This window comes from Mesorhizobium temperatum (assembly GCF_002284575.1).
GTDB lineage: Bacteria > Pseudomonadota > Alphaproteobacteria > Rhizobiales > Rhizobiaceae > Mesorhizobium > Mesorhizobium temperatum.
In genome coordinates this window covers 1-23,990 of the sequence record NZ_NPKJ01000031.1, presented here as the reverse complement: position 1 = coordinate 23,990, position 23,990 = coordinate 1, and the positions used below count along the sequence as shown (strand labels likewise).

15 protein-coding genes and 3 pseudogenes are annotated in these 23,990 nt (G+C 57.9%); 13 read left to right on the top strand and 5 right to left on the bottom strand.

What is annotated here, in order from left to right; all coding sequences use genetic code 11:
• Nucleotides 1–76 precede the first annotated feature (76 nt).
• From CIT26_RS38240 to CIT26_RS09070, 3 genes are all read left to right on the top strand, one after another.
• Nucleotides 77–1,036, top strand: coding sequence for an AMP-binding protein (locus CIT26_RS38240; RefSeq protein WP_167391335.1), 960 nt, complete (start codon nt 77–79; stop codon nt 1,034–1,036).
• Nucleotides 958–2,637, top strand: a complete 1,680-nt coding sequence (locus CIT26_RS09075; RefSeq protein WP_167391334.1) for a phosphopantetheine-binding protein — start codon at nt 958–960, stop codon at nt 2,635–2,637. The genes CIT26_RS38240 and CIT26_RS09075 overlap by 79 nt, the downstream gene beginning before the upstream one ends.
• 1,365 nt (nt 2,638–4,002) lie before the next feature.
• Entirely contained in the window at nt 4,003–6,468 is a 2,466-nt protein-coding gene (locus tag CIT26_RS09070) for a sensor domain-containing protein (RefSeq protein WP_095492267.1), read from the top strand.
• A 793-nt stretch (nt 6,469–7,261) separates the two neighbouring features.
• On the opposite strand, the gene CIT26_RS09065 is transcribed toward CIT26_RS09070, so the two are convergent.
• Entirely contained in the window at nt 7,262–7,639 is a 378-nt protein-coding gene (locus tag CIT26_RS09065) for a 6-carboxytetrahydropterin synthase (protein ID WP_245319286.1), read from the bottom strand.
• A 185-nt stretch (nt 7,640–7,824) separates the two neighbouring features.
• Between CIT26_RS09065 and CIT26_RS09060 the strand changes: the two genes are divergently transcribed.
• The 3 genes from CIT26_RS09060 to CIT26_RS37420 all read left to right on the top strand — a co-directional run bounded on the left by CIT26_RS09060 (nt 7,825) and on the right by CIT26_RS37420 (nt 10,856).
• Nucleotides 7,825–8,343 carry a putative pterin-binding protein gene (locus CIT26_RS09060; RefSeq protein ID WP_095492279.1) on the top strand — a complete coding sequence of 173 codons (519 nt, stop codon included), beginning with the start codon at nt 7,825–7,827 and terminating at the stop codon, nt 8,341–8,343.
• 138 nt (nt 8,344–8,481) lie between these two features.
• Nucleotides 8,482–10,698 (top strand): putative bifunctional diguanylate cyclase/phosphodiesterase, encoded by a 2,217-nt coding sequence (locus tag CIT26_RS09055; RefSeq protein WP_425350333.1) that lies wholly within the window; start codon nt 8,482–8,484, stop codon nt 10,696–10,698.
• Entirely contained in the window at nt 10,650–10,856 is a 207-nt protein-coding gene (locus tag CIT26_RS37420; RefSeq protein WP_245319283.1) for an EAL domain-containing protein, read from the top strand. The genes CIT26_RS09055 and CIT26_RS37420 overlap by 49 nt, the downstream gene beginning before the upstream one ends.
• Nucleotides 10,857–11,301: 445 nt before the next feature.
• Here the strand turns inward: CIT26_RS37420 and CIT26_RS09050 are convergent, their stop codons facing one another.
• Nucleotides 11,302–12,945, bottom strand: a complete 1,644-nt coding sequence (locus tag CIT26_RS09050; protein ID WP_095492265.1) for an MFS transporter — start codon at nt 12,943–12,945, stop codon at nt 11,302–11,304.
• Between the two features lie 526 nt (nt 12,946–13,471).
• Between CIT26_RS09050 and CIT26_RS09045 the strand changes: the two genes are divergently transcribed.
• Together CIT26_RS09045 and CIT26_RS09040 are read left to right on the top strand one after the other, a co-directional pair.
• Complete coding sequence (locus CIT26_RS09045) at nt 13,472–13,720, top strand: DUF982 domain-containing protein (RefSeq protein ID WP_095492264.1); 249 nt, start codon at nt 13,472–13,474, stop codon at nt 13,718–13,720.
• Nucleotides 13,721–13,881: 161 nt separating this feature from the next.
• On the top strand, nt 13,882–14,571 hold the full coding sequence (locus tag CIT26_RS09040; RefSeq protein ID WP_245319277.1) for a transposase: 690 nt from the start codon (nt 13,882–13,884) through the stop codon (nt 14,569–14,571).
• Between the two features lie 152 nt (nt 14,572–14,723).
• Here CIT26_RS09040 and CIT26_RS09035 read toward each other — a convergent pair.
• A pseudogene (locus tag CIT26_RS09035) lies at nt 14,724–15,275 on the bottom strand (aldehyde dehydrogenase family protein); the annotation flags it as partial.
• A gap of 118 nt (nt 15,276–15,393) precedes the next feature.
• On the opposite strand from CIT26_RS09035, the pseudogene CIT26_RS09030 reads away from it, so the two are divergent.
• Nucleotides 15,394–16,475 (top strand): annotated as a pseudogene (locus CIT26_RS09030) (IS1595 family transposase).
• Between the two features lie 477 nt (nt 16,476–16,952).
• Here CIT26_RS09030 and CIT26_RS09020 read toward each other — a convergent pair.
• The gene (locus CIT26_RS09020) at nt 16,953–17,165 is read right to left on the bottom strand and encodes a hypothetical protein (protein ID WP_143747805.1); all 213 of its coding nucleotides are present in this window, start codon (nt 17,163–17,165) and stop codon (nt 16,953–16,955) included.
• Between the two features lie 453 nt (nt 17,166–17,618).
• Here CIT26_RS09020 and CIT26_RS09015 point away from each other — a divergent pair, with 453 nt between their 5' ends.
• The 4 genes from CIT26_RS09015 (at nt 17,619) to CIT26_RS09000 (ending at nt 23,388) form a co-directional block, all read left to right on the top strand.
• Complete coding sequence (locus CIT26_RS09015) at nt 17,619–18,839, top strand: MFS transporter (RefSeq protein WP_095492261.1); 1,221 nt, start codon at nt 17,619–17,621, stop codon at nt 18,837–18,839.
• Nucleotides 18,840–19,083: 244 nt separating this feature from the next.
• Nucleotides 19,084–20,145, top strand: coding sequence for a saccharopine dehydrogenase C-terminal domain-containing protein (locus tag CIT26_RS09010; RefSeq protein ID WP_245319292.1), 1,062 nt, complete (start codon nt 19,084–19,086; stop codon nt 20,143–20,145).
• The gene (locus CIT26_RS09005) at nt 20,036–21,394 is read left to right on the top strand and encodes a SidA/IucD/PvdA family monooxygenase (RefSeq protein WP_095492259.1); all 1,359 of its coding nucleotides are present in this window, start codon (nt 20,036–20,038) and stop codon (nt 21,392–21,394) included. Before CIT26_RS09010 ends, CIT26_RS09005 begins: the two co-directional genes overlap by 110 nt.
• A 71-nt stretch (nt 21,395–21,465) precedes the next feature.
• Entirely contained in the window at nt 21,466–23,388 is a 1,923-nt protein-coding gene (locus CIT26_RS09000) for a class I tRNA ligase family protein (RefSeq protein ID WP_167391332.1), read from the top strand.
• Nucleotides 23,389–23,643: 255 nt separating this feature from the next.
• On the opposite strand, the pseudogene CIT26_RS08995 reads toward CIT26_RS09000, so the two are convergent.
• Nucleotides 23,644–23,880, bottom strand: a pseudogene (locus CIT26_RS08995) (DDE-type integrase/transposase/recombinase); the annotation flags it as partial.
• Nucleotides 23,881–23,990 lie beyond the last annotated feature (110 nt).

Below are 23,990 nucleotides of genomic sequence, written 5' to 3'. Positions count from 1 at the left end.
CGTCCCCGCCTGCACTGATGGATGCAATAAGCCTTTCAGATTGACGGAGATCAGGGGAATGGGATTAACCCGGCGCTTGGACGAACACGGCGATCATCCGGCGCTGATCTTTCCCGACCGCACGCCGATCACCTACCGCGATCTTGCGCGGCGTGTCACATCGTTGGCAGCCGAGTTCGGACCGGAGAAAAAGCTGGTCGCGGTAGCAGCCGAGCCGACGGAACACGCGGTCATCTCTTACCTGGCAGCCTTGCACGGCAAGCACGTCGTCGCATTGATCCCGCCCTGCAACGCGTCGGCTCTGGACGACTTCGTCGCCGACTATTCGCCCGAAATCATCTGCAGACGCGTAGACGCCCGCTGGTGCTGCCGCGCGGAAGCCGGGGAGTCCAATGGCGCACTGCATCCCGATCTCGCCGTGCTGCTAGGTACCTCCGGTAGCACCGGCAAGAGCCGGTATGTTCGTCTGTCAGCCGCAGCAATCGAGGCCAATGCCGCGGCCATTGTCAGCTATCTGGAACTCGACCACCGGGATCGGGCAGCGCTTATCCTGCCATTCCACTATTCCTACGGCCTCTCAGTCTTGAATTCTCACCTCGAGGCAGGTGCCAGCACCTATTTCCCGAAACACGGTGCCTCCCACACCGACTTTGCTCAAGAGATCCGCGAAGCGTCCTGCACCAATGTCAGTGGCGTTCCCTACTCCTTCGAAATGATGGACCACGCCGGCTTCCGGCGGCACGACTTGCCAACGTTACGTTTCATGACGGTAGCCGGCGGACGCATGCAGCAAGCTTTGGCCGAAACCTTTCGGCGTCATCTCGCGGACAAGTCTGCGCGCTTCTTCATGATGTACGGGCAGACCGAGGCAACCGCTCGGATCGCCTATGTTCTCCCGACGAGCTCGAGGGCAATCTGGGCAGCATCGGCATTGCCATCCCGGGCGGCAAACTCTGGTTGGCTGATGAAGACGGCCGGCCAATCGAAAAAAATGGCGAGCCGGGCGAACTCATCTACAGAGGTCCCAATGTTATGATGGGTTATGCCCATCGACGGACGGATCTGGCAAGGACGCACGAAGTCACGGATTTGCGTACAGGCGACATCGCAAAGCGCGACGATCGCGGGTTCTATTCGATAGTCGGTCGCCGCAAGCGGATGTCGAAGATCGCGGGCCTCCGCCTGAGCCACGACGCGATCGAAAAGGCTCTTGAAGAAGCTGGGATCGCCGCAGCAGTCGTCGGAGACGATGAGCGCATTCTGGCGATGGTGACGACACCCAATGTCGACGACAACGAGGCGCTCGAGGTCTTGATGGCTGCAACCGGACTGCCAAGGCCGCACCTCGAAGTCGGCAGGGCGACGTCGTTGCGGAAACTTGCATCGGGGAAGATCGACTATGCTTCGCTCCAGGCTCGCCTGCGAGCCCCGCGCCAGCAGATGGCCATGGATGTCCTGGACGCCTTCAGGAATGCCTTCTATCCGCGTCAAGTTGGTCCCAGCGACACATTCGAAAAGCTCGGCGGCGACTCGCTGCTCTACGTACAGCTCTCGCTGACCCTGGAACGTGAACTCGGGAGCCTGCCGGAGGGATGGGAAACCATGCCCCTTGGCGACCTTGCCCGAACCCCGGAACGCAGGAACCATAGTCGGTCCATCGACAGCCAACTGATCCTGCGTGCTGCCGCGATCCTGCTGGTTGTTATCCATCACGGAACGCTCTGGCCCATTCCGGGCGGAGCCGCCACACTCGTGATGCTGGTCGGTTTCAGCCTGGCTCGCTTTCAGCGCCAGCGGCTGTTCGCCGGCGATACGCTCGCGGTGCTGCGGCCGCTGGCAGCCAACCTCGCACTCTATGCGCCTATCGTCGCGGGTTTCTCCCTGGCGCGGGGCGAGGTGCTCTGGCCTTCGGTCTTCCTCGTTGGCAATCTCGGCTTTACCGCACCGCCGCACATGATGCCGTATCTGTACTGGTTCGTTGAGGCCTATGCGCAGACTATTCTTCTGTGGGTGATCCTGTTTTCCATTCCGCAGGCGCGGCGCATCGCACATGCAATGCCGCTCGTTTCTGGCATTTTCGTGCTGGCAATTGCGGTAGCAGCCAAGTTCCTCACGCCACTCGTCTGGTACATCGGCGGGCCGCAAATATTCACCCTGCCTGACGTGTTTTATCTGGCCGTCCTCGGCTGGTGCCTGTACTTCCTCGACACACCGCTGAAACGGAAGACGTGCTTCGCCGTCACCGCTATTCTCTGCCTGATGCTGGCCTGGTGGGGCGGCAATTGGACAGGTTCCTGGGTGAAGTTCATGCTGGTGCTCGGCGCGGCATACGTCCTGCTGTTCATTCCACGCATTCCATTGCCTGGTTGGGCGGCGCGCCTCATCCTGCCGGTCTCTGCCGCCAGCTATCACATCTATCTTTTTCACCGCGTCTTCCCCGATTGGCTGCTTCCGCAACTCGGCCTGGGCACGCAGCAGCCTGCCGACGCGGCAGCGGCCATTTCGATCGGTCTCGCATCAGGCCTGGCAGTATTCTGGTTGCAAAAACAAGTATTCGGCTGGCTTGCGTATCGGCGAGGCTCCCGCCTCGGTTGGCGGAGCCATGTCGTCGGTGGCCCATTGGAAGCAGCCGAATAAGACAGATTGGCCGGAGAACGGGGACGCCACATTACATCGACAAAGTCGGTTTGGCGGGAGCGGGGATAGCGGTCAGTGATAGAGAAGGCAGCGGCTGGGGATCGCGACGTCGCTTCTTTCATCACGCGGATGCGACCTTGTTCCGCCTGGTCGGGATCGATCTCCGCGGAAGGCATCCTGGCCAGCAGCGCATGTGTGCCGCACCATCATGTGAGGGGAGCCGCTATAGCGGTGTTCGATGTTTGTTCGCCAAAAGCGGCACAAGCGTGCAATCTGGTACGGTGCATCGCGCACGGCATTTAGATGTCACCAGACGGCTACCAGGATCGGTAGTGCCCCGGTAATCCAGGAACGTCCACTCAACTCCATGGTCGTTTCCTACGCCCGCGCGTAGATGCCCGCGGCGTCCGCCACCTTGACGGTGGCATCGGGTCCGCCCATTTCCGTTCGCTCCTACTAGAACATCAGTCGGTCGGTCCCTAAGCATAGCGCCGACCGTCGAGCGCCTCTTTATTGTAACATCGATGCCATCGGTAACTTCGGCGGGCAACACACGGCAGACACGCGTTCGCGCCAACCCAATGAGGTCATCTCCTTGTTCTAACGCGTGAATACAGTGAGTGCCGTCCCGGCCCCGCGACCGGCACCGGCGTGAAGCAGCGATGACAGTCATGGGATGCCACGCGGATCCACTATGACTAAATTGTAGCATCAAGAAGTTACGGACTTTGTCAACACGGCCAAATAACCGTGCTCCTCAATGTCGCCGTGGGACGCATGAACATAATACCCGGCGACTGCCCCTGCGGAACGCAGATTGGAGTCCCCTTCTTTGTTATCCTGTGCTTGCGTCGAAATGTTAGGCTGCGGCGAGGCGTCCTGAATGGTCTCGCAATCCGCAACACGGAGCATCGGCTGGGATGTGCACGCCCCCTAGTCCCCGACAACAGCGTAATCGCCCGGGTGGCCGCTTTCAGCCTGCATTTAGAAGCAAGCGTGGTCGGTCGCCACTCCCGCGCATCCTATCCGTCTGCTCTTCAGCAGAGATTTCCGTGCCTGCGTCGGCAGAGTGTCCGACGAGCTCAGGCGTAAAAGATGCAGCGCTCGGTGGACCGACACGTTGAATTATAACGCCAAGTTCATGCATTTATCGAATGCGCGCTTGCTGCAGCACAGCCTCGGCCTTTGAAAGGCCTAAGTATCCGGCAGCATCCTCGTCGGCTCGTCAGGCTCTGCGGTTCGCTTGGCAGATCATCCGTTACTCGCCCGGATTTTAATCATAGCTAATACCATTCTTGGATCGTTGCGGACAAACATGGGTTCCTAATATACAACCGTTGGTCCTTCACACACGGGAGATACGGAATGTCGTGTTCAGACTTTCCTGTGGAACTGGTGACCGGGTCCTTCTCCAAGGACGATGCTGACGCCGTGCGCTTGGTGCTCGACGCAGTGCCGCATCCGATATTCCTGAAGGATGATCAATCCCGCTTCGTTGTGCTGAACCGAAGTATGTGCGACTTCATGGGTCATTCTTATGATGATTTGGCTGGCAAGACGGATTACGACTTCGTCCCGAAGGAACAGGCGGATGTGTTCCGGCAGGTTGATCGGTTGGTGCTGGAAACCGGAGAAGTCAATGAGAATGAGGAACTCATTCAGGGGCCGGACGGGGAAATCCGGACCCTCGTGACGCGAAAGGCGCGGGCGTCGCTGCCGAATGGCGCTCGCTTCGTTGTCGGCTGTATTTCGGACATCACCAAGCTGAAGCAGCACGAAGCCTCGCTGCAGCTGCTGTTCGAAGAAAACCCGATCCCCATGTGGGTGTTTGATAGAGCCAGCTTGCGGTTTCTGGCAGTCAACCAAGCTGCCGTCGAGCATTATGGCTACACCCGCGAAGAGTTTCTTTCCAAATCCATCCTTGAAATCAGGCCGGCGGAAGACAGGGAAGCGTTTCTCCAAGTGGTCGGCACAGGCGAGGGCTCGTACCGCACCGGGAGTACCTGGCGCCACATCAAGGCGGACGGCAGCCCGATCGACATCGTCGCCTATTCCAAGGGCATCGAGTATGATGGCCGCCCAGCCTTTATGGTTGCGGTTGTCGACGTGACGGAGCGCAAGCGGGCTGAGGACGACCTGCGTCGCACCAGAGAGTTCCTGGATACGGTAATCGAAAACATTCCCGTCATGCTCTTCGCCAAAGAGGCGCGGGAGCACCGCTATGTTCTGATGAACCGGGCGGGTGAGGAACTGCTTGGCATCCCGCGCGAGGAGCTGATCGGCAAGACCGATTCCGACCTCTTTCCGCCAGAAGAGGCCGAGTCGTTCGTCGTTCGTGATCAGCAGGCGTTGCGTTCCGATTCCATCCAGATAGCCGAGGAAGAGCAGATCCAAACGCGGGACAAGGGCAAACGGGATCTCGTTACGCGACGGCTCGCGGTGGAAAGCCATGACGGAAAGTCGAAATATGTCCTCGCGGTGGCCGAGGATGTGACCGAGCGCAAGCGAGACGCGGCGCGGATCGCCCATTTGGCCACCCACGACGGGCTGACGGATTTGCCCAACCGGACAGCCCTCGTCGAGCGTCTCGAATTCACGATCGAGCGGGCGACATCCGGCAGGGAATCCTTCGCTGTCATGCGTATGAACGTGGACGGGTTCAAGGAAGTAAACGATGTTTGCGGCCCCGAGGTGGCGGATGCTGTGCTTCGACAGGTGGCGGCGCGGCTGACAGCGAGCGCGGGCAAGCACTTCCTTGCGCGCACCGGCGACGAGTTCACAGCTATCATTGCTGATGGCCCGCATCCGGAGACAGCAATAGCGCTTGCTGACCGTCTGCTGGCCACAATCGCCGACGTTTTTGATGTCGACGGCCACCAATTGCACGTCGGCCTGAGCATCGGTATCGCCTTCTTTCCCGATGACGCGATTGACCTCACATCCCTCCTGAGCAACGCTCACGCAGCGCTCGATCGCGCCCGGGCCGACGGGCATGGCGTTTTCCGTATGTTCGAGGCGGATATGGATCGCAAGCTGCGTGAGCGCCGCGCACTTGAGAAGGACTTGCGCTCGGCTCTAGCAAACGGCGAGTTGTTCCTGCACTTCCAGCCGCAGGCGAACGTAGCGGGTCAGATCGTTGGGTTCGAAGCCCTGGTCCGGTGGTCCCACAAAGAACGAGGAATGATCCCCCCTGCGGAATTTATTCCCATGGCCGAAGACAGCGGATTGATCGTTCCAATCGGCGAATGGGTGCTGCGCGAGGCGTGTCGGGAGGCGGCGTCATGGTCAAACACAATCAACATCGCCGTTAACCTCTCTCCCGTACAATTTCGCCAAGGCGATCTTCCCGGCATAGTCCACTCGATTCTGTTGCAGTCGGCGCTCGACCCGACGCGGCTCGAGCTGGAAATTACAGAAAGCGTGCTGTTCGACGACTTATCGCGGGCTAGTTCGATCCTCAGGCGCCTCAAATCGCTTGGAGTAAAGATCGCCCTGGACGATTTTGGGACAGGCTATTCGTCGCTTTCCTATCTCCAGTCTTTCCCCTTCGACAAAATAAAGATCGACAAGTCATTTGTTTGGATGCTTGAGAATCCGCAATCGGCGGCCATCATCCGCGCCATTGTCGGGCTGGGCCGGGACCTCTCGATGCACATTGTGGCCGAAGGCGTCGAAACGATCGACCAGCTGAGTTTTCTTACGAAGGAGGGCTGCACTGCTCTGCAGGGGTATCTGATCGGAAGGCCTCACCCGATCGAGCTGTATGCGAAGGAGGTCGGCAAACGCGAACCGACGTCAAGCGTGGCGAGCCGACGCCGCGGACGGGAATAGCGGCTCACGAAGCTTGCAGAACAACAAATATACACACGCGTGGCGTTGAATCTGGTCCCGGCTTCACGCCGGTGAAGAACGCGGAGTCAAATGGCAGTCGGAGGCCACGTCAAAATCTTTAAACGCGACTACCTTCGCGTCAATCCCTTGCCGAATGCACATAGGTGCTAGGGCAGATCGCCGGATCGATCGTCGCCTAAAATGAGATCCTCGCTCTGCGCTCCCCAAGGGAGTTCATCACGTCCAGCGCCGTGCGATGTATTCGGTTAAGGTGGTTCTCCAGTGCTTCAATGGCGGCAGCGAGATCATGCCTTTCAAAGGCATCCGGGGATTTGGATGTTCCTAAAGCTCAGCGATAAGGTTCCTTTCGCCACAAGCAGGCGGCGGCGGAATTCGAGGCCAACCAATTACATTTCGTGAGGAATCCGGCGAGGAGAAGATTTCTGCCGGCGTGGGCAGCCTGAAGGTGAACCCCAGTCGGCGATGGGGACCTTGACCGTCTTCGAGCGATAGACGTCGTGTTGAGGCACCCTGCCCAAGCTCATGAGGCACTCTACCTCGAAAAGGACCATGACCCAGCGACGACAAACAGGACTGAAGGCTAACACAATGCCTCTGTCCGGGCCTGGTGCAGTGACCTTGAATTCGGGCTGAGGTTGGCTTGTCCGAACCTCCTGCATAGCTGAGGCACTCAAACGGAAATCGCCAAACACTCCGCCACAGATCTCGTCCATGGAAGAACGAAGTTTGGCTTGACCACTGCCCGGAACTAAACGGCCGATTGGCCCGGCAATCAGGGGCTCCTAGAATATGTGCAGCCTTCAGCTTGCCCATCTGGGCCGCGCGACACCGTAATGCGATCAATTTGCGGGGAATGAGGCGCCAGCTTCTCCCAGATCCATTTGGCGATGTTTTCTAAGGAGGGCACCGCCAAACCGTCAATGTCGTTCAGGTATGTATGATCCAGGACTTTTTGCACTGAACTAATCCTCGGCTCTACCTCGTAAAGATTGGCCGGCCAGCCAAACACTGCATCAGGTGAGCCCTTAAAGTGGACTCGAACCCTGAAGGTGTGGCCGTGTAACCCGGAAAATGGCTGCAGCTGGTGGGCGGCCTCGAATGTGAACTCTTTGTAAGTCTCGACCATGGCGAAGCTGGCAGAACGTTCCAAAATTCACTCCTTAAGAAGCCGAGGGCCAAGCTTCTGACATTCTGATGGATCGGTGTCAAACGCGCTGAGCCGGCCCCTGGCCCAACTGAAACAGCGGTTAGCCAGCGATTTTACGGGCCCAGTTAACGCGGCGTTCAAGGATCGTGACGACATTGAAAGCGGGTAGTGAGGCAAAGGATAAAATGATGTCAAGGATTCGCGGCGCACTTGCCTTAGCTGTTGCGCTTCTGCTGCTGACCATATCGCCGGGGCACGTTCAGGTTCAACAGCTGTTGCCGCCAAAGGAAACGCCAATCCTGGCGATCGAGGGCAATATCCGAGTGACTAACGGCGACGGTGTGGCGCAGTTCGATCGTGGGATGCTTGAGAAGCTCGGTATGACCACATTGACCACCACTACGCCTTGGTTTTCCGGACCGGCCGAGTTCGAAGGCGTTTTACTCAAACGGATTATGGCGCTTGTCGGAGCGCAGGGCACGGAAGTAGTCGCCATAGCGCTGAACGACTACCGTACGACCATTCCTCTTAAGGATTTTGACGACTTCGATGTAATATTGGCGCTGAAGCGCGATAAGCAATACATGCCCGTTAGCGATAAGGGGCCGCTCTTCGTAGTGTATCCGTACGACAGCGCTCCAGAATTGCACGCCCAAAAATACTATGCACGCTCGATTTGGCAACTTACACGCCTCATTGTGCGATAAAAAAAGATAACGGATGCGTTGTCGCAGAGTTCTCTAGTGGGCGCTTTTCACCCCTTAAAAATAGCCCTTAGCGCCGCGATCCTTGTTCTCGGCTTTGGCGCAGTTTATCTTTCGACGCTCATCTTCGAGCGACAGGAGATGCTCGCCAAGGTCTCGCGCTACAATGTGGCCTGGAGCGCAGGTCAGGGTGTGAACGAGTTTTTGCGGCTACGTCAGCGCGTCAGCGAACTGGCGGCCAGTGAAGGTTCGAAGCAAGAGGCGAAGCTTCGGTTTGACATCGTCAAGAACCGGCTTCAGCTGTTTCGCAGTGGTGAGTTTCAGCCCTTTGTGCTGGAAGCAGACGACCGGCGAACGACGGTGGAATCACTATCAAATTTCATCCACCGCGCCGAAATGCTGATCGAGCAGGTGGACGATCCAGCAAGTGCACGAGCCATCCTGTCAGAGATGGTCCCTCTGGAAGGAGACCTCATCGGTCTCGCCGCGGAGGCCAATAATTACGGCGGCCAACAGGTAGCGCGCGACCAACAAGAACTTCTGAAACTGCATTGGACGTTCTCTGCCCTGGCTTGGGGCCTCGTACTCTGCACGTTTGTCCTTATCGTACTGTTGGAAAGACGAAATCGACTTCTTATCCAGGCTCAGCAAAAACTCCACGCGCTCAATGCGACATTGGTGCAAACGGGCGAGGACCTTGAGAAGGCCAATTCTGCAGCGCATGCCGCAAATGATGAGTTGATCACGCAGAATCGTCTGTTCGATACGGCACTCCACAACATGTCCCAGGGGCTTTGCATGTTCGGCGAAGACCGCCGGCTCATCGTTAGCAATCGTAGGTTGGCCACCATGTATGGCCTGTCGCCAGAATTGCTGCCGCCGGGGAGCACCCTTGAGGATATCAAGCTGCTTACGATCTGCACGGGTATCTGCTCCCAAGATCGCGCTGAGAATATTTATTCGGAACAACTTCGCCTGATTGCTCAAAAGGAGCGTGGCACATTACTGCAGGAACTGAGCGATGGCCGCGTGATTTCAATTTTGCATCAACCGATGAACAATGAAGGCTGGGTGGCTACTTACGACGATATTACCGAACGCCATCACGCTGAGGCCCAAATGGTGCACATGGCGCGCCATGATGCTCTCACTGACTTACCTAATCGGATTCTGCTTCGTGACCGAATGGTGAGTGAGCTGGCGCGGTGCCAAAGGCATCAGCGCTCTGCCGCGGTTTTCTGCTTGGATCTCGATCATTTTAAGAATGTAAATGACACGCTCGGACATTCCATGGGCGATCGCCTACTCTGCGAGGTTGCTGCGCGCATCTCAACCATCATTCGCCGAGAGGACACTGTGGCTAGGCTGGGAGGCGATGAATTCGTGATCCTGCAGGCGGACGTCACACAGCCAGCGGACGTTGATCAACTTGCTCAACGTGTACTAGGGGTTCTTAGCGAACCATACGAGCTCGATGGGCATCAGGTGATTATCGGGGTGAGCGTCGGTGTAGCCGTAACGTCGGGGATTGCGGACGACCCTGATACACTTCTGAAAAATGCCGACTTGGCGCTCTACGAAGCCAAAGAAGACGGGCGTGGCACTTATCGCTTTTTCCAGCCCGAGATGGATGCATGCCTTCAGCGCCGTCGGACGATTGAACTCGATATGCGTGCGGCCAATTTTGACCAGGAGTTCGATGTAGTATTCCAGCCGATCATGAACATTCACACGCTGCAAGTTACCACACTTGAAGCACTGTTGCGGTGGCCGGGCTGCAGACACGGACCCGTCGAAACCGAGGAAATCATCGCCATCGCCGAAGACACGGGCTTGATCGTCAACCTAGGCGAGTGGGTGTTGGAAAGAGCCTGTCGAGCAGCTGCAAATCTGCCGGGCGAGCTCAATTTCGCCGTTAATCTATCACCAACGCAATTCATGAGAGGCGATGTCGTTGAGATGGTCTCCAGAGTACTCGCCGCTACGGGATTTCCTGCTAATCGCCTTGAACTAGAAGTGACAGAAACGTTGTTGCTTGAGGACAGCCAAAGGTCGTCCTGTGCGCTGCGGGACTTGCGTGCGCTGGGGGTCCGCATATCACTCGACGATTTTGGCACCGGTTATTCCTCGCTCGGCTATCTCAGAAAATATACCGTGGATAAGATCAAAATAGATCGTTCCTTCGTGGAACAAATCTCCACAAATCAGGATCACATGGCGATCGTGCATGCGATTGTCAGTTTGGCCCGTGCTTTGGGCATGAAGACCACGNTTCCTTCGTGGAACAAATCTCCACAAATCAGGATCACATGGCGATCGTGCATGCGATTGTCAGTTTGGCCCGTGCTTTGGGCATGAAGACCACGGCTGAAGGAATAGAGACTGAGGATCAGCTGGAAATTGTTCGCGCTACAGGTTGCGACGAGGTTCAAGGATATCTATTCAGTCCACCAAAATCGCTAGCTGAAATAACGAACTTCCTTGGCAATAGTAGGAGCAAAGCGGCTGCTGCGTAGCTGCTGTCAGCCCCGGGCCGTGAGGATCTCGCCTCCGACTGGAGCCCGTAAGTCCGTTCGCTCTATGCACCTGGATATGGCCCCGTGGGAGCTCCTCGCCGCCATTGGCGGCATCTGTCATACGTTATCTGATCTGCACAGGAGTTTCGCGTTCTGCGCTGACTATCAGCGCCGGATGGGAGGGTTGACCACCCAACAAAGGCGGCGAAGTCTTATCGCGACACAGCAGGGGATGGCCACGCCAAGAACTTACCCAGGAGCTCAACGTCAAAACGTGCCAGCGCGCGTTTCTATGTTCACCATTTGTGCTTCGAAAGTCGCATAAGATTGCAGTGTGGAACGTTAGTTTACAGATCGCTATCAGCAGAGGGGGTACCGTGCCTTGTGCTCTGTAAAGCCCAGGGATGATCGCGCCTGTTCATCGGCTAACAGCTTCACCATGACGTCACCTCGGAGGACGAGAAACGAATGTCGAGGCACGGCTACGAGCTGCCTCGGTCGTTCGTTCGATCGAAAGCTCCGTGTGTGGAGGAAGCTCGCCTTCATGCAAGGCGAGAAGGTGCTGGCCTATTTCCTTGTCCGCTGCCGTGAGCCGATGATTGAGGCGAAGAAAGTCCATCCAGGTCGGCGTGCGGAACGTCTCTGTCCAAAGTGAAGGCGTCTGCAGGTTGCGCTGAAGCGTCCAGTTTCGTGCACCGGCACGGCTGAAAGCGTGGCGCTTTGCACGTATGCAGGCGAGAAAGGCGTCGGTATTCTTTTCGGATATGGAGTAGCCGACCTTGGCGACGATCGGGCCGCTCCTTGGCTTCAGATCGATCGCCAGCTCCGGTGCACGAAAATCCGAACTTTCCTGGTCCGTTTCTTCCCATGGACGTATCGGCAACACTATTCCCGCTGCTGCAACCAGCAACAGAGCCCCCGCGGCGCCCTCCAAAGCCGAGGTCAAGGAGTAATTCTGCGCGACAGAACCCCAGATCCAGCTGCCGGCAGCCATGCCGCCAGCGCTCAGGGCGTAGTAGATCGAGAGTGTGCGGCCGACCACCCACCTTGGGCTTGCCAGCTGCACCGACACGTCAATGCCGGTCCAGGTGATCAGCCAACCTGCGCCGCCCAGTGCCAGCGCGACTGCCGCCACAGCGACCGACGATGTCAGTGCAAGGCAAAGACAGCATGCTGCACACGCGACAGAGGCGAGGGCCACCAGCCTGTTTTGAGACGTGATTCGCCTGAGCCAGCCGTTGCCCATGCCCGCAACGAAGGCCCCCATTCCGAAGCCGGCCAATAAAATGCCGTAGACGATCGGCCCGCTCTTCAGCTGATCCCGGACGACGAGGGGGAGCAGCGCGAGGATGGTAATGCTGGCCAACCCGAAAAGGGTTGCACGGGCGACTGCCGCCCTGATCTCCAGGGACATCGCCGTGAAGCGCACTCCGTCGTGAATGGCCGTCGCCATTCTCTCGCGAGGGAGAGGCGAAGAGCGAACTTTCCATTTGGTGCGCCATATTGCGCCTAGAGGCGCCAGATCGCTCAGCGCGGCCAAGGCGAAAGCGGCAAGCGGTCCAAAGAAGGCCAAGATCGTCCCACCCAGAGCGGGTCCTGTGCTGCGTACAATGTTGTATCCGACAGACATAAGCGTCACGGCCGCGGGAATGTCGCGCTTGTGAAGGATATCGCCAACGGAAGCATGCCAGGCCGGATCATTCAAAGCGAAGCCGCAGCCGGCCAGGAAGCCCAATCCGAGTAGGAGCCAGGGATCGACAAATCCCAGACCCACAGCAATCATCAGCGTCGTTGATGCCAATGCTATCAAGCAGTGCCCCGCAAACATCACCCGTCGGCGGCTGAAGTTGTCGGCGATGGCTCCGGCGAGAATTGAGAGGAAGAATACCGGCAATGTGGATGCAGCCTGCACGAGTGCGACCATCAGGTCGGAAGCCGAAATGGTGGCCATCAGCCAACTGATGGCAACCGTTTGCACGAGCCACCCGAGGCTGGATATCTGCGTGGCCGTCCAGATCGAACGAAATACCGGGTTGCGAAGCGGGGCAAGCGTCGTTGGAACGGACGGATGAGGATCTTCGTGCTGCACGTTTTTTTGCTTTCGACGAGCCGACTATTTAATTCGCGGCTGCCACGACTGACTTTTTTGTCTTTACGATTTTGTGTAATCGATCAGTACTTCCAGGGCATGACCCAGCACCCGCTTCCGCATGCTCCAAGGTTATCCGTTGCGGCCGACATATCGGTTACCGGTGACCCGCTCAATCCCGAGTTCTTAGCGAGCAGAGATCGGAGTCGGGAGTGTCGCACTGAGCCATAGCGGACTGCGCAAATCTCCGTTTTGATGAGCGCGAATTTCCTGCCTCCCTTGCAGCCGGGCGCCCCCGGCTGCGGCGTGTCCGGCCAACCTCGTCAACGCTCAGTACGACCGGACGCCGGGCAGTTGGTGCGCAAAACTGCGAGGCCCGGCGCTACCGAAGATGAAACAAATAGTGCATATCGTGGATCGCTTGGATGCCATCGATCCAGTTTTGCTGCGGGCATGCAGCCGAATCTTTCCGGCTGAGGAAATACGTGCGACCGAGGCCGATCGCCGCCGAGGGTAGAGGGGAGAGATGACCGGCTTGAGCAGATTTGAGAGACCAGTCGTGGTTCAGGTCGGCCGTCACAGCTCGGAGCGTATTGTGTTCGAGGTCAACGACGCCGCGACCATCTTGCTGCGGGATCTTCACCGACAGACCGAGAAGCGCAAGGTAGCGATGGACGCCTGTCTGCGGGTATTGCGTGGTGAGGCCCATCCACCAGCCACTCGGCGTGCTTTCGTCGCAGCCGCGCTCGAAGCAAAGATTCTGCGCAGCGATTGAGAGCTAGGGTCCGGCGCTCGATGGCGTTCCGACGCGGCCAGCGGCGCTTGCTCCTGGGCGGACTCATCCGCTAAAGCTCGGCGCAACAGAGCAAGCGCCAGATGTTCAATCGTCGTCAGCCGCGACTCCCCGTGCAATTCGTGTCCAACAAGGAAGAAACTATGAGGCGGCAGACCCGACCGTTCACTGTGGAGATCAAACAAAAGCGCAATTATCAAAAACGGGGCGGTTCAATCTGGAGTGATGTCGATCTCTCCGCAGCGTTGGCCGAGTCGACAAGGGAGCTCAAAGAGATGGAGCTACCAAATCGTCGGCTTGTTGACTCCAATGTCCTAGCCCTTGATGCTGAACACATGCACAAACCGCGAGCGGAGCATTTTATGGCAGAACCCCTGGAAGCTGAATCAGTAGAAACTGCAATCGAACCGGCAGCCAAGGTGGAGACGTCTAAAACGAAGAAGAAAGCCCCACGGTCGCGGAAGGCGAAGGCTGAACCTAGGCAGCCTGCTCGGAAGAACGGCGCCAATACGGCGTCCCAGGCGGAGGAAGCTCCAGCAGCGGCCGGGCCGACCGCGCGGAAGGTCCACTCCGGGAAGGAGCGCACCCAGAAGCTTGATCAGATCGCGAAGTCGATCAGTGGCGGCGCCACTCTCAAGAGCGCGGTGAAGCAGGCCGGCATATCGGAACAGACCTATTATCACTGGAAGAAGGCCGCGGCGCTGTCATCCGATGGTGACGATCTGAAGGATCTGGTCGCGCTCGAAGAAGAAAACAAGCGACTGAAGAGCCTGCTTGCGGAACGCCTGCGCAAGGAGAACGCGGAACTGAAGAAGAAGCTGGGGCTGCAATAAAGCTACAGCAGCCCGCTGAATCGCAGATCGGAGCGGGGGGCATCGTCTTCGCCGACGCGTCACTTGAGATCGGTTCTGGCCGCGCGGCGCGCGCCGTGCTTGGGCTGTCGCAATACGGCACACCCCGCTTTGCCGAGCACTCCTTCTATGAATCAGATGCCGCCTATGCAGAGGTATTTCATTTCAAGGTAATCCTCGAGCCCGTGGCGGGAACCCTCCCGCCCGATGCCGGACTGCTTCACCCCGCCAAAAGGCGCAGCTTCCGAGGACATGCGTCCCGTGTTGATACCCACCATGCCATATTCCAAGGCCTCGGCCACGCGCCAGACGCGCTTCAGGTTGGAGGCATAAAAGTAGGCGGCAAGGCCGTAGATCGTGTCGTTGGCTTCACGCACGACCTGCTCCGCATCGTCGAAACGAATGATCGGCGCCAATGGCCCAAATGTCTCCTCTTGCGCGACTGCCATTTCGCTGGAGATGTCGGTAAGGACGGTCGGTTGGAAGAACGTACCTTGCTCGCCGACTCGATTACCACCGCATCGAACTGAGCCGCCTTTTGCGACGGCATCGGCGATGTGAGATTCGATCTTGGTCAGTGCACGCCTGTCGATCAGTGGTCCGATAGCTGCTCCTGGATCGAAGCCATCGCCAACCGAAAGTTTGCGAGCCCTTTCTATGAATTTCTCGACGAACTGATCGTGAAGGGGTCAGAACAAGAGCTGCTCAAAATCGTACGCGGCCTTTATCAACCAAAGACAGCAATAGGCTTGTGATCAAGGCATTCCCATGCGATTCTTGGAGCGTGATCTGGAGGAGATGAGAATGCCTGAAACGATGCTCGCAGCGCTTTCCAGTATTAGGACAGTCGATGAAATGGTCGAGGCATTCCGGAATGAGGAGCATTGCCGGAGATTGCTGGAAACCATGGTGTGGCCGGATGGTCGGATTTGCCCGGCCTGTGGTTACAAGCGTTCGATCGCGCTTGCCGGTCGCGATACGGGCAAGCGGCGGGCGCGGCCGGGTCTTTATCAATGTTCCAGTGGCGATTGCCGGTTCCAGTTTACCGTGACGACCCACACCCCGCTGCATTCGACCAAGCTGCCTTTGTGTGTCTGGCTGAAGGCCATGTGGCTGCTGCTGCAGTCGGATAAAGGCTTGTCCTCGGTACGACTGGCCGAGACCCTTGGGGTAAGCCAGCCCACGGCCTGGCGCATGGGACATGCGCTACGTCTGATGGTGGCGCGGTAGAATATGCTTGCCGGCACGGTGGAGATCGACCATTTCCATCTCGGTGGAAGACCCCGAAAGCGGCCGGATGACCCGCCCCCGGGACGGGGCCGGAAAGGTCAGGCGAATACGGATAAAACGCCGGTCATGGCGATGGTGCAGCGACCGAATGACGTCACGCCCGGCACTCTGGCCGGTGACGCGCGTGCCGCGGTCGTGACCGGACTTTCGTTGCGTGCCGCCGAACGTGCAGTTGAAACGCAGATCGAACCTGATGCCCATTTGATGAGCGATGAGCCATTGGTGAGAGCTTTGCCAAACATGAGACCGTGAAGCATTCGAGCCACGAGTATGTTCGCGACACCGTCCACGTCAATTCGGTGGAGGGTTTCAATTCCCGCGTCCGGCGGACGATCGCGGGCGTCTTTCACCATATCAGCCCGCAACATGCCGACCTGTATTTCCATGAAATCGGCTTCCGCTGGTCTCAGCGCGTCGTGTCTGGAAGCGCCGTCCGGAAAACCCGGCACGGTCGGGAAATCATGCGGACTCTCTGGTCACGGGTGCCGCCGGCGCTGCAACTGCCAAACGTTTTTCGGACCGCAGCTGGACGCCAGATGCGCCGAAGCCCGGATGGCGGCATCATCATCAAATCAACCGTAGCTGTCTTTGGTTGATAAAGGCCGCGTACGATTTTGAGCAGCTCTTGTTCTGACCCCAAGCAGCGGATGCGCGAGGACGTGGACAGGTTCGTGAGCGTCTTCCCCAATGAGACGCCTGCAACGATAGGCGCGCCCAGCAGGCGCGAAGTCAGGTCGCCGATCGTCATCGATCCCTTGGCCATCTCCACCTTGCAGATATCGTCGATCGACCGTTCCAGCCGTCGTGCCGACGTTTTGACGAAGACCTTCGATGCCGTGCGCAGATCGAAGGCGCATCGGGCGCAGAAGTGCTGCGGCATCAGGTCGGTCTGGTCGAAGGATGCAATCCCGCTTCGACAGGCGGGACATCGATCCCGAAGACCGCGACCATGCACGAAGCACGAGATGCGCGTCGGCGCCACGGACGGGGAGGCGGTTCAGATTTCGTGAGGCTAGGGATCGGTTCCGGGAAAGGGCGAAATGACGGTCCTTGACGAAGAGCTGGCCGCTGGATCATGCCTTACCCGCTGCGCGCTCGTCTTCGTATTCCAGCTCGCGCGCTGCTTTCGGAATCAAGGTCAGCCATACCGGACCGACGCGTTCTATGGCCTCCGCGAGCGTGTAGTTCATTTCGGCCAGCCAGTCGGGCCGGTTTAGCTCGCCATACTGGCGGCATGACAGCGGCCTGTCCCGACCAACCTTCATGACACAGAAAAAACTTTGCAACACAACCCTCTCAACTCCGGGCTCCATTTGGACACAGCACGATGTTCGTGGCTCACCGGCGAGGTCAGAGCGGAGCAGTCTCAACAACGCCATCCGACATCTTTTGTCGGGTTTGTCGAGTTCGCGATATGGCCATTTTCAGTCGATCTCTTGCTTTGCTTCGGGCTAATCGACTGAAAAGCAACCACAAAGTTCCTTCTTCAGCTCAATCAAGCAAGCTGGCATGACTCTTGAGAGCCTTCGTTGCCGGGCGGGCAACAGCTGCCGGCCATAACTCGTGTCACGGGTAGCCACGATGACCAGGCGAAGGACCGCAATGCTTCAGGCTCTCGATCTAAGGCAACGTATTCCTTCGACCATGACAATGGTCGCACCAAAAACGCGAATCATATTTAGATACATAATTTATCTTCGTCCTAACCGACGCAAAGTACAATTTCATGGCATAACAAAATGAACGCTCGCAGCATCTCGATCACTAATACGCGCCGTTTGTGGTACAGGCGCATGTTCATTGCTGAACGATCTCTGATTTCCTTCGCGATGGGCGTTTTTGCGCTGTTTCCAGTCTACCTGTTGTCGGTTGGGCGCGACGAGATTTTTTTTGGTTCGATCTCAGCAGCAGGCATGGCGGTCGCTATATTAATAGTTTTGATCAGTCCTACGCTGACACGCCAGCTTAGTGTGCGGAGGCTCGCACCCATCGGCGGGCTTCTCTATGCAGCAGCCTGCGCGACCATACTCTTGAACGAATTGTCGGGGGTGCGCGCGACATTCCCCTACTTCCTCAGCTACATGCTGCAATCAGGCGGATGGGCGCTGCACTTCACTATGGGCTCGATATGCATTTCCGCCCTCTCAAGCGATGCAGACCGGCCATCGAGCTTCATGGCCTACTCTGCATTCTCCACCTTAGGGTTAACCTGCGGACCGCTGCTGAGCAGCCTCCTTACCCGGTACGCCGGCTTGGGCACGCTGGATATGTTCATTCTGGCAATGCTCGCGGCGACGGCAGGGTCAGCGTTGTCATCGTGGGCAGCGCAACGTGCGGCGAACATCCGCGAAGCCGATATTCCGAATAACGCCTCGATTGCGCGCGACCTTTTCGATCTCCTCTTCAGCAAATCTGCTCTGTTTTTTGTTCTTGTACTGTTGTCCGCAAGCATTTACACTAGTTTGATAAACTTCCAGGCTCTATTTGCGAATAATTCAGGTCTTCCGTACGAAATATTCTTTGGCTTTTGGGCCATAGGAGTAGTCGGCTCCAGATTTGCAATTGGTCCGCGCGTAACCCGCAGTGCGGCCGACCGCACCTTGCCGCTACTCCTGGGCGGGATGGTCGTTTCGCTTCTCGGCTTTCACTACTCCCCGGGCCACCCCGTCATTTACGCAATGGCATCGCTGGCGACCGGCATAACTTATGGGCTATCCTATCCCCTGATGCAGGCAGAAGCCGTCCGCGTGACTGCGCCGCAGTCCCGGACTTTGGTGCAGATCATCTTCAGCCTTTCCTATTTTCTTGGCCTGTATTTCTTCCCCTTCGCCGCCGGGCTCGTCTCAGTCCAGCTGGGATACGACACACTGACGCTGTTGATTGCCGGCTTGGCTCTACTGCAAACGGCTATCGCTCTCCTTGGCTATCGCACGATCCGGCGCAAGCCGACCCGACCGTAGTTGGCAGTAAAGGCTGAAGCAGGGCACTATGCACGGGAGATCACACGTCGTCATCGGAGCCGGGCCGGTCGGTCGGGCAGTGGCGCTGCAACTTGCGGACCAGCCGGACTCGTTCGTTGTCGTGATTGACAGGAGCCATTCTGCGCTTGCCGTGGCGCAACGGCTTCTGGGCAATCTCGAAAACGTCCGCTTCGACGTGTCGTTGGGTCCATCCGTTCTCTCGGTTCAAGCCCGATCGCTGATCATGGCTACGTCTTGGAGAGATTCCCGAGTTTTGGTCGGCAAGCTTTTGCACCAAACGCACGAGGCAGGTCTACACACCCCTATTATTTGCGTCGGCAGGCCGAGCCCTGGGGATCGTGACATTCTCCGGGTACCGCCTAACGGTCCGCCCGTAGTCTTGGGAGCGGGTCTCGAACCAGGACTGGTTGAATCTTTAGTCTCGCTGGTTGCGGCTGAAATAAAGGACATAGAGAGCATAGTAACTCATTGCGGAGGGATTCCCAGAATTCCGGAACCTCCGCTGAACTATGCTCTCGCCTTTGGGCGTCGGCTGCCCATAGAGCAGAGGCTCGCGTTGGCTCGAATCGATGGCCAAGCCGTAACGCGAAATCGATTCGAAAGCGTATCTCAGCTGTTCGTGGATGGTGTCGGCCTTCTCGAAGCATACGATGATGCAATGGTTTCGTCGACGGCTGCAGGCGCTCATCCTAGCATTCCAACGCTTCGACAATTGACTGTGCGGTGGCCTGGCTTTGCGGATGGCGTTCGGATGTTGCATCGCCTCGGGCTGCTGTCCGACGAGGAGATCGAAATCGGGAGCGCGCGCCTGCAGGTCAAGGAGGTCACGGAGGCGCTTTTAAGTCGCCGGAGCCCAAATGACGATGGCGACCAGGTCGTCCTTGACATCGCCATTGAGGATCGCCAAGGGCGGGTTGGCCGCTGGACCTGCATCCTGCGCTCCGAGCTTCAGGAGCGAGGCATCTCAAGCATGGCTATCGCCACCGCAGTTCCGGTGGCCGCAGCCGTGGAATGCGTCACGCGTCAACAGTTGCGGGGTCCCATACACCCCGGCAAAGCCGCGCTCGCCGATGTCGCCGCGATGGCCCTCGAGCAACTGAGGAGAAGCCGGATCGCTGTCTTAGCCGAGCGCGCGACCGGGCTGTTGGAAACAAGCACGATTTTGGGAGCCGGTCATGCAAAGACGAAAGACACTACTCGTGGGGAGCGGACCAGCAAACCTGGCACTGCTGACCTGCCTCAAGGAGCGGGGATCCTCAGTTCTGGATTCGCTGGAAGTCCTTGAGCGCCGCGACAGCGCAGAATGGCACCCGGGCATCGCTTTCGAGGATTCGATGCTCCAAGTGTCGTTGTTCAAGGACCTGGCGTTCCTGAGGAATCCGGCAAGCCCATTCACTTTTTTCTCGTTCCTGCGTGACAAGGAGCTTCTCTATCACTTCATCCATACGAACAATCTGTATCCTTCAAGGAAGCTGTTTTCCGACTATCTGGTCTGGGTAAGCCGGTTCTTTGCGAACAAGATTTCTTTCGGCAAGGAGGCGGTGGCGGTCAGGTTCCACGAGAAGCCGTCGGGAACCCAAACCCTTGTCGTCATGACCAGGGATGTCTCGAGCGGAGATGTTTCAGAAATCGAGGCAGACGACGTGGTCGTCAGCCTTGGGCATGAGCCATACATCCCCGAAGAACTGGCCGTCGACTCCGGCCGCGTGGTGCATTCAAACTTCTTCCTATCCCATGCGAACGAGGGAATGATCAACGCTAACGCTCGCGTTGCGGTCGTCGGGTCCGGGCAAAGCGCCGGCGAGATAGTCAGATTCCTGCTCCAACACCGGGAAGTGTCGGAAGTTATCGTCGTTGGTCGGCGCCACCTCTTCGAACAGACGGATGACAACCCGTTCGTAAATGATTTCTACACTTATCCACACTCGCTGAAGTTCGCGGAGTTGCCACTCGAAGATCGCAAGAGGTTTCTTTCCGACACGAGGAACACGAACTTCTCCACCGTCACCAAGGACGTCCTCAAAAGCATCTACGATCTTCGATTCGAGGACCAGGCGTGCGGACGCGACAGGCTCAGGCTGTTCCCGTATACTGAAATCACGGCGGCAAAGCGTCTCGAGAATGGTCTTCGTCTTGACCTTCGCGGAATCGGAGGCAGGCCGGACTCGACGACGCTTGAAATTGAACTCCTGGTATGCGCGACGGGCTTTTCAAACCGTCGCCATCTATCATTCTTCCAACTGCTGCAACCGCGAATGGAAGATGCCGACGTCGTTGTCGACGAGTCCTTCGAAGTGGGACTCGATCAGATGCCAGAATCGTGTTTCACCGGTCCGAGACCTCGCGTTTTCTTGGTGAACCACTCTTTTGGCCTTCGGGGCCCAACGGAGCACACACTCGGCGGTCTGGCCGAACGGGCTGCGGTGGTGGCGAAGGCGCTGCAAGACGGGCACGTGCTTCAACCTGCTCAAGGTCGCCCCGAGACCTTGCCAGCGGCATGGCCAACCGGAAATTCGAGAGTGGAAACGAAATGATGTGTTCGCAAGTAATAGATCTCAAAAATGAAACACGCGCGGTCCCCATCTCGATCGAAGGGGGCATCGTCATGCATGATCCCTTCCCGGAAGGGGGCGACGTTTCCATCCGACTATTGAAGCTCAGTCCAGGCGCGACCACTTGCCGTCACAACCATACGGAAGTCGAATTTTGGACGGTGATCTCTGGCGGCGTTCGAATTCATCTAGACGAAAAGACGTTCCTGCTGCTTGGCGGAGAGAGCATTAGGATGGACCCGCTGAGCAGGCACAGGATTGAGGCTTTGGACAGCGGTGCAGTCATGCAGACAGTGTGGTGGCACAGCCGCGCAGCCTTCGAAGAGGCGACTTCCACGAACGAAGCGATAGGAAAGAGCAGACCGCTGCTGCTGGTGCCCGCAATGCTTACCCCGAATGGGAACATGCATATAGGTCATGCCTCAGGACCGTTCCTCTACGCGGATGTGTTGCGCCGAATTGCCGAGACCGGCGGCCGAGAGGTTTTCGTGCTGCAGGGCACGCACGGTCACCTTGAGCACATTGCAATTGCGGCCGACGCTGCTGGACTGGAATACTACCAGCTGGCCGAGAAAAACACGGCTTCTTTCCAGGAGGCTCTGCATCGGCTCAATGCAGTTTCGGATATTTTCCTTGGGACAAAGCCTGACCGCCGCGGCAAGGCGGTCGTTCTCGAGGTCTTCAAGCGACTTTGCAGCAAGGGCCTGATCGCTGAAAGAGAGCATTTGGTCCCGTATGACGTCCAAAGTGGGCGCTTCAAGGTGGACGCCTTCGTCCACGGCAAATGTCCATATTGCGGCGGCTATTCCTCCGGTCACGAATGCGAGGATTGCGGCGCGCTGGTCCTCGATGCCGAACTCCAGGATCCGGTCGATCTCGACGGGCGCTCGCTGGAACGTCGTCCCCTGAAGCGCCTTTTCCTGAACCTCGCTCCATTGCATGACGCACTCGAATCCTTCGCCTCGCGGAACTTCCTGCCCATTTACGCCAAGCTCTATGTCGAGTCCTGGCTGTCCCGGGGGCTTCCGGCAGTCTGCATCTCAAACCCAAACCGGGAGGGAATTCGGATTCCAATCCCAGGATTTGAATGCCAGCGGTTTACCATCACCATGGAACACGTGCCTCGGCACTTGCTCGCCTTAGAAACGATAAGAGAAAAGAGCGGATGCCCCGCCTTCTGGTACCAAATCCCACGGGACGAGATGCCGGAGCTGGACATTCTCTTCGGGGCGGACAACGCCTTCGGACGTCTGTTGGTTATTCCCGGGGTACTTTCGGCGCTTGATCTCCATGAGATGCTCCCCCGACGGATTTTCGTCAACCAGATGCTCACGCTTGAGGGGAGGAAGTTCTCAACATCACGAAATCACGCAATCTGGGTGAACGACATCGCTGCGGAAGAAACTGCCGAGCCGCTTCGCTTCTACTTGTGTCGGTGTCGTCCGGACGGTTCTGTCGAGGACTTCTCCATGGGTGCCTACGAGAGCTGGAAACGGGACTTCTGGGACGGACGGCTGTCGAGATCGGTCGCGAAGGCTAACGAGGTCATCGGGCGGGTCGCGACAGACGAGCTCCCGTGTCCTGGCCAGTGGTCAGCCACCGACATTGCGTTCCTCGCGGACTGCAGACGCTTCAACGCGGAAGTGCGGGCGCGATTCGAAGCGGATTACCCGGACGTACGTCAGCTGACACGCGCAATCGAGGCGTTCGTCGACGCAATTGACCGCTATTCATGTTCAGTGCTGCAAGTTCCGGCTGCGCCGAAGGTGAAGGAGGCGCTTGCCCGGACTGCGGCCCGCGCGGTGACCTTCGCGCTCGTCGGACTCTGTGTCGCGACATACCCGGTCGTACCTGATTTCGCCATCTCCATCGCAAGGAGTCTGGGGCTAGAGGTTCCCAAGCTCAGCTGGTTCGACCGCGACTGGATGGCCGAGCCAGTCCGTCTGTCTGCAAGCCATGACGCCGGAGGCCGTTGAATAACCGATCAAAGATTTCGGGCGTTCACCGCAGCCACTTTTCGAGAATCAGCCGGAGGATGCGGGCAAGCCAGGAAGTGCATCGTGGACTTCGTCTTTGATCAGCCTTGTCACCGAAACGACGCCGATGTCGTCCGGCTCGGGCGAAGTCTGAAGTGTTGATGGCTTTTCAAAAGCGCGGCTAAACGACGACAAGAGTTGGTTGTGTTGCAAGGTTTTTTCTGTGTCATGAAGGTTGGTCGGGACAGGCCGCTGTCATGCCGCCAGTATGGCGAACTGCTCGGCCAGGGAGGGATTTGGATTGAACGCGTACCTCGCCTGTCGCTTGCGCATCATGTGAAGCATTTCGATCCCCGACAGGGTGATGCTGGCGGTGGCCGGCGACTTGAAACCCAGCATCGGCCGCACACGGCGCTTGATGCGCCGGTGGTCCTGCTCGATCCTGTTGTTATCAGGCATGAATAGGCGCGACGCGCCAATCCGTATTTTCTTGCACGGATGGATCGACTACCGTCCACCTAGGGGCCGGAACAAGAGCTGTTCAGAATCTTGCGCTAAGGCCGAACGGAAAGTGAACGCCCGGATGTTCGCTGTGGATACGC

What these genes read in the sequence shown, in the direction of transcription:
- CIT26_RS09070 (WP_095492267.1), top strand. Translation starts at nt 4,003, where the DNA reads ATGTCGTGTTCAGACTTTCCTGTGGAACTGGTGACCGGGTCCTTCTCC.
- CIT26_RS09060 (WP_095492279.1), top strand. Translation starts at nt 7,825, where the DNA reads ATGTCAAGGATTCGCGGCGCACTTGCCTTAGCTGTTGCGCTTCTGCTG.
- CIT26_RS37420 (WP_245319283.1), top strand. Translation starts at nt 10,650, where the DNA reads ATGGCGATCGTGCATGCGATTGTCAGTTTGGCCCGTGCTTTGGGCATG.
- CIT26_RS09045 (WP_095492264.1), top strand. Translation starts at nt 13,472, where the DNA reads ATGACCGGCTTGAGCAGATTTGAGAGACCAGTCGTGGTTCAGGTCGGC.
- CIT26_RS09040 (WP_245319277.1), top strand. Translation starts at nt 13,882, where the DNA reads ATGAGGCGGCAGACCCGACCGTTCACTGTGGAGATCAAACAAAAGCGC.
- CIT26_RS09015 (WP_095492261.1), top strand. Translation starts at nt 17,619, where the DNA reads ATGAACGCTCGCAGCATCTCGATCACTAATACGCGCCGTTTGTGGTAC.
- CIT26_RS09010 (WP_245319292.1), top strand. Translation starts at nt 19,084, where the DNA reads ATGGCTACGTCTTGGAGAGATTCCCGAGTTTTGGTCGGCAAGCTTTTG.
- CIT26_RS09005 (WP_095492259.1), top strand. Translation starts at nt 20,036, where the DNA reads ATGCAAAGACGAAAGACACTACTCGTGGGGAGCGGACCAGCAAACCTG.
- CIT26_RS09000 (WP_167391332.1), top strand. Translation starts at nt 21,466, where the DNA reads ATGCATGATCCCTTCCCGGAAGGGGGCGACGTTTCCATCCGACTATTG.